Annotated in this window: 9 protein-coding genes; 5 read left to right on the top strand and 4 right to left on the bottom strand. The window is 50.5% G+C overall.

All coding sequences use genetic code 11. The features are described from left to right. Window positions 1-138: 138 nt before the first annotated feature. Window positions 139-1,200 (bottom strand): integron integrase, encoded by a 1,062-nt coding sequence (locus PHX60_RS15710; protein ID WP_300079675.1) that lies wholly within the window; start codon window positions 1,198-1,200, stop codon window positions 139-141. 147 nt (window positions 1,201-1,347) lie between these two features. On the opposite strand from PHX60_RS15710, the gene PHX60_RS15705 reads away from it, so the two are divergent. From PHX60_RS15705 to PHX60_RS15690, 4 genes are all read left to right on the top strand, one after another. After that, a complete protein-coding gene (locus tag PHX60_RS15705; protein WP_300079673.1) occupies window positions 1,348-1,638 on the top strand; it encodes a DUF1010 domain-containing protein in 291 nt (96 codons plus the stop codon). A gap of 65 nt (window positions 1,639-1,703) precedes the next feature. Beyond that, window positions 1,704-2,162, top strand: a complete 459-nt coding sequence (locus PHX60_RS15700; RefSeq protein ID WP_300079671.1) for a YbjN domain-containing protein — start codon at window positions 1,704-1,706, stop codon at window positions 2,160-2,162. An 89-nt stretch (window positions 2,163-2,251) separates the two neighbouring features. After that, window positions 2,252-2,500, top strand: a complete 249-nt coding sequence (locus PHX60_RS15695; RefSeq protein WP_300079669.1) for a DUF1010 domain-containing protein — start codon at window positions 2,252-2,254, stop codon at window positions 2,498-2,500. A gap of 20 nt (window positions 2,501-2,520) precedes the next feature. Beyond that, window positions 2,521-2,901 (top strand): hypothetical protein, encoded by a 381-nt coding sequence (locus PHX60_RS15690; RefSeq protein WP_300079667.1) that lies wholly within the window; start codon window positions 2,521-2,523, stop codon window positions 2,899-2,901. A 93-nt stretch (window positions 2,902-2,994) separates the two neighbouring features. On the opposite strand, the gene PHX60_RS15685 is transcribed toward PHX60_RS15690, so the two are convergent. Continuing rightward, entirely contained in the window at window positions 2,995-3,243 is a 249-nt protein-coding gene (locus PHX60_RS15685; protein WP_300079664.1) for a hypothetical protein, read from the bottom strand. A gap of 522 nt (window positions 3,244-3,765) precedes the next feature. Next, window positions 3,766-4,038 carry a hypothetical protein gene (locus PHX60_RS15680; RefSeq protein WP_300079662.1) on the bottom strand — a complete coding sequence of 91 codons (273 nt, stop codon included), beginning with the start codon at window positions 4,036-4,038 and terminating at the stop codon, window positions 3,766-3,768. Window positions 4,039-4,377: 339 nt separating this feature from the next. Here PHX60_RS15680 and PHX60_RS15675 point away from each other — a divergent pair, with 339 nt between their 5' ends. Next, a complete protein-coding gene (locus tag PHX60_RS15675) occupies window positions 4,378-4,677 on the top strand; it encodes a hypothetical protein (RefSeq protein WP_300079660.1) in 300 nt (99 codons plus the stop codon). Window positions 4,678-4,715: 38 nt separating this feature from the next. Here PHX60_RS15675 and PHX60_RS15670 read toward each other — a convergent pair whose 3' ends face one another. Next, window positions 4,716-4,883, bottom strand: coding sequence for a hypothetical protein (locus PHX60_RS15670; protein ID WP_300079658.1), 168 nt, complete (start codon window positions 4,881-4,883; stop codon window positions 4,716-4,718). Between the last annotated feature and the right edge of the window lie 550 nt (window positions 4,884-5,433).

Below are 5,433 nucleotides of genomic sequence, written 5' to 3'. Positions count from 1 at the left end.
CCGGCTTGCCCTTGCGGGTGGTTCCGATCCGTTTCGTGCTTACCCTGTCGCTTGTCTGCAACCGGAACTTTCAGAGCTTGGGACTGAGGAAGCATCCCAAGGTGAGTCTTCGCACCTGTACACAACGTAGCGCCCGCTCTACTCGGCAATGAAGCCCGGATTAAGGCATCCGGGGCGCTGGGTCTGGTCAACCCGAACTTGCAAAGCTTTCGCCTTCCAAGCTCCGACCTTCAGGTCGGGGTAGTTGACGGTGGTGCTGACATCGGCATGGCCGAGCAATTCTTGTACCGTGCGAATATCGTAACCTGCTTGCAACAAGTGTGTGGCGAATGAATGGCGCAGCACATGGGGCGAGACAGGCTTGTCGATGCGGGCTAATCGTGCTGCCTCGCGCACGGCACGCTGTACCGACTCGGGATAAATGTGGTGGCGGCGCTCCACCGCTGTACCTGTGCGTGCATCCGGGTGCGGGTCGAGTGAGCGCACCGGCGATGGAAACACCCATTGCCAAGCCCAGCTTCGATCCGCCTCGGGGTATTTGACGGCCAGCGCATGGGGTAGATAGACCCGGCCCAGCCCTGCGGCCAAGTCTTTTTCATGCAATGCCCGTGCTTTTTCTAACTGCGCCCGCAATGGAACCAGTAGGTTTTCTGGCAGCACTGTGATCCGGTCTTTGTTGCCTTTGCCCTCGCGTACGGTGATTTCACGCCGAGAAAACTCTACATCCTTCACGCGCAAGCGCAGTGCCTCCAGCAGCCTCATCCCGGTGCCATAGAGCAATTGGGCAATCAGGCCGGTGGTGCCCTCCATGTGTAGCAGCAGCTCGCGCACTTCGGACGGCGTTAGCACCACCGGTAGGCGCTTGGGGCGCTTGGCTTGCACCACTTCATCGAGCCAAGGCAGATCCATGCCCAACACCTGCTTGTACAAGTACAAAAGTGCCGCCTTGGCTTGGTTTTGCGTGGAGGCTGATACCTGCCGCTCCACGGCCAAATAGCTCAAGAAAGCCTCTACCTCGGCGGCACCCATTTCCTGTGGATGGCGTTTTTTATGAAACAAAATGAAACGCCGCGCCCAATCTACATAGGCTTGCTCGGTGCGAATGCTGTAATGCTGCGTGCGTAGGCGAATACGCATACGCTCCAGCAGTTTGGGCTGGCGCGGAGCATCGGTGTTGGGGGTGTAGGACGAGGCAGGCATCCGCAAAATTTAGGTTTGTCTAAACGGTTAGCTATTGGCGTTTTCCTATGGATAGGGTAGGATGGTGTTATTTTATCCGACTGCTGGCCTGCGTGGGGCAGTCGGCTAATCCTAGTTAGCACCACTGAAAACCAATTTCTTTAGCCCATGTTTATTCAAACGGCATTCAATTTCTCAAGCGTTGTGCAGCGCTTGGTTTGTCGTTTCTCTGGGCTTCGCCTGCTGGCGCTCCATCGTTTTCCAGCCTTTTTGGCTTTAAGCCCTTGCGTAGCAAGCGCAAGCAGCTATCGTTTTCGTAGTTCTGCGCCGCCTCGGTGGCGCTGTGTTTTTTCGCAGTTCGTGCCCGTCGCCAAATCCAAGTTACCGGTTTTGGCTTCTGGCTCTAACATTTCGGTCAAGCCGACCCGCCTTCGGCGGTCGGCTTACCTCGCCCGTTAGGCTTGTCAAATTGGCCTATGTGGCATGTCTAACCAAGAAAATCATGGGCCACAATGGAGAAAACGATGAAAGCACGTATTATTACCGCTTTAATGGCATTTAGCTTGTTGTTACCGTTTCATGCAAATGCAGAGCAAACATTAGCAAAGAAGTATTCCGATGCTGAAATAATTCAAATCATTAAAGACGAGGGATACAGTGCCGTAACAAAATTAAAAGACGGGGTAATAAAGGTGAAAGTTGACGGTAGCACGTACGTTCTTTTCAACAAAAGTGATGGTGACCTTCAAGCCTATTATGGGGCAGGCGGTGTAAAAGTATCTTACGAGGATATTAATGAATGGAACCGCACAAAACGATTGTCTCGTGCATATTTAAATTCAGACAAAGATCCTGTTCTTGAATCCGACTTGTTGGCAAACGGAGGTTTAACAAAAAAGCATGTGACCGAGTTTTTCAAAGTGTTTGTACATATCTCGGTTAATGATTTTAGAAAATTCCTTATTTCGCATGATGAGAGTTAGCCTAACAAAATGCTCCAGCGGACGCGCCAAAGGCGCGCGCCGCTGAGCATAATCGTTAGCCTGCCTTTTATTCCTGCCCATTTCAGCCCATGAATATTCAAGCGCCATTTACCTTCGCAAGCGTTTATCCGCTGGGTGTTTGGCGTTTGCTGGGGCTTCGCCTGCATGGGGTGTGCCAGTTTCAAGCTTTTTTGGCCTCTAGCCCTTTTGCAGCAAGCGCTGGCAGCTCTTGTTTTTTTAGTCCGTGGCCTGTGCGGTCACTTTCGTTTTTGCGCTTTGGGTCTAACCCGGCGCTCAAGCCGACCCGCATGCTGCGGGCGGCTTATCTTGTCCGTTAGATAAAATTGGAGGTTTTTGCATGAAAAAAAGATATACATCTATTGTTGGCTCTGTTCTTTGCTTGTTATCTCTTCAATCTATGGCAGAGGTCAAATATGAGGGTTTAGAAGTAGGTGATAACCTTTATACAAGAGGGTCTTCAGAAGATTGCAGATCGGCATGGGTTAATCGATTCAAAGTAACATCCATTAAAGATGGTGTTGCATGGGGAACTTCAGAGCAAGCTAAAGTATCTGTTGCAGATATATATTTTAGAGCATTGGAGTTTAAATCAACTTCCGAAGGCAGTAACACAGATTTAACCAAGGTTTGCAAGGTTGGTGGATGCTACACTTTAGAAGAAGAGCCTTTTGCTGAAGTTAAATATTGGATGGTCTTTGGGTGTCCACCAAAGAAATAAACCGTTTATCTAACTTTGCGCTCCAGGGCGACCCGCCGCCGTCGGGCTTTTTCGGTTTGATTCAAGTTCAGTGGCGGCGGCGGTCGCCTGAGCTTAGGCGTTAGATTTCAACAATTTTGACAATGTCGTTTTGCCATCGCCGCCATACGGCAAACAATCGCCATTCCATCCATGGCCAAGGTCTTGAAGTGTCTTGGCCTCACAAAGTACATCGATATACGGGTTGCCGTCGTCTGACAATATTGGGCTGGCATTGCGCCTGGCGACTTCGTATGCGTGGTTTTCGTTGTCTGCGGCTACGACGGCATACATTGCGATTCGCACTTCAAATATCTTTGTCATGTTCTAACCTTTCATTCCAGCCGACCGCTTCGCGTCGGCTGAACTCGGGGCGTTAGCACTTGCCCATGGTCGTGCTTATTCCAAGCTCGTCAAAATCCGGTTTTTGTTGTTGCTAGCTTTTCCAAAGTAGTTTTTGCCTTTGGTCGTTTGGTTCGGCGTTCTCGGTGTCCTATTGGCGCTGGTGTAGGTTCGTCTTTCCGGCTATGCTGCTGGCCTTGGGTGGCTGTTGTGTGGGCTTGGGTTCTAACGCGGCAGTCAACGCGGACGGCTTCGCCGCCGGTTACTTTGGTTCGTTAGTACCTGCCCACCGTGGTGCTTATTCCAAGCGCGTCAAAATCCAGTTTTTGTTGTCGCCAGCTTTTCCAAAGTAGGTTTTGACTTTGGTTTTTGGGCTAGTTCTTTCCGGTGTCCTATAGGCGCTGGTGTTGGTTCGTTATTCCGGCTATGCTGTCGGCTTTGGGTGGCTGCTGTGTGGGCTTGGGTTCTAACCTTGCGCTCAAGCGGACGGCCTCCAGCCGCCGCTTACCTTAGTTCGTTAGCGCCAACAATTCGGCGAAGCGCCCGCAGTTCCTGAATCAGCTCCAAAATCAGTTTTGGCTGCGCTGCTGCAATGTAAAGTGCATCCATTTCTCGCTGCTTTAAGCTATCTCTGGGGCCTCGGTCAAAATCATGCGGTGTGCAAACAATATCTGGCAAGCTGTCGCTTGTGTTTTCCACCAAACTTCCGACGGCTATCCACTGGCCTTTTGTGGCTTTTTTTGCCAAACTCTCAATATATGTAAGGTCGTTTTCCATTACTCTTCCTTTCAGTTTTCAGTCCTAACAATTCATTCAAGCCGACGCTTTGCAGCGCGGCTTAATTCAGGCGTTAGCACTTGCCCACGGTCGTGCTTATTCCGCGCCTGTTAAAAATCCGGTTTTGCTTGTGCCAGTGTTCCCAAAGTAGGTTTTGCCTTTGGTTTTGTGGCTCGGTTTTTCCGGTGTCCTATTGGCGCTGGTGCAGGCTCGGCTTTCCGGCTATGCTGCTGGCCTTGGGTGGCTGCTGTGTGGGCTTGGGTTCTAACCTTGCGCTCAAGCGGACGGCTTCTAGCCGCCGCTTACCTTAGTTCGTTAGGTCTTTAAAGGTAAATAAGAATGTCGCTTCACGACTTTTCCGAGCTTTATGCGTTATTCCCGGCTGTTATCTCGGACATGCCAACTGAATTTACCAGCCATGAGTTCATCCTCAGGCTTGCTCAGCGCAATCAGCCTGCTTATGTTCAAGCGCTTTCGGCTTACTGCAAAAATGGTGAGCCATTCATGACAGTTCATCAGCAGCTTTCAGGTCAACTTAATAAATACTCTCATCTAATCGAGCCAATGGGGTCTGTCCCAAGTCGCGATATTTTCGGCAATTCCAACTCGTGCCGGGCGTGGCGCAAGGTGGTAGCCTAACAATTCATTCAAGCCGACGCTTTGCAGCGCGGCTTAATTCAGGCGTTAGATGACAAGTCAGGCCCAAGCAATGCTTGCCCAACAGCATCTATTGTTGCGCTCAAATCGTCGTGTAGATAATCAGGCATTCGCTTTTCTTGCGAAAGCCCCCAAGATTCAATTGCTGACAGCAGGCGCACTAGGCGCAGTAATTCTTGTTTGGTCATAGCGTTGTTTGTTGGTTTATGGATTGTTCTAACCCACCGTTGCACGGGACTGTTGCCAGCCCGTGAACTTGGGCGTTAGGCCGTATAACATGCAATGCCTTTCTGCGCCTGCGCTGAATAGCCTTATCAGCCAAATCAGCATCGCATTGGAATTTGCACACTGGGTAAACTTTCATAATGCACTGCACTTCGGCGGGGGTAAGCTTCTGGCCGGTGCTTACCAACTCCCAGATAATCGGATAACGCCTGCCGCGTGACGTGGCTCTCAGTAAATCCGTGCAGCACGATGAGACCTGAGTCCCCCATTGTTCGCACCGATGCACTTGGTAGCGCTTGATATAGTAAGTGGTTATCATGCTGTTTCTTTTATGTAAGCCTAACCAGCCATCCAAGCCGACGCTTTTCAGCGCGGCTTAATTTAGGCGTTGGGCATCAAAGGAAACTTAATGATAATCCGATTCTTCATCATATTGCTATCTACCTTTTTTCTTACCTCATTCGTGTATCCGCAAGAACACGTGGTAGTTCGTTCGGACTGGAAGAAGTTCTT

The organism is Giesbergeria sp., from assembly GCF_028686475.1.
Classification (GTDB): domain Bacteria; phylum Pseudomonadota; class Gammaproteobacteria; order Burkholderiales; family Burkholderiaceae_C; genus Simplicispira.
Note: the sequence above shows the minus strand (reverse complement) of the source record. Positions and strands in the feature narration are given on the sequence as shown.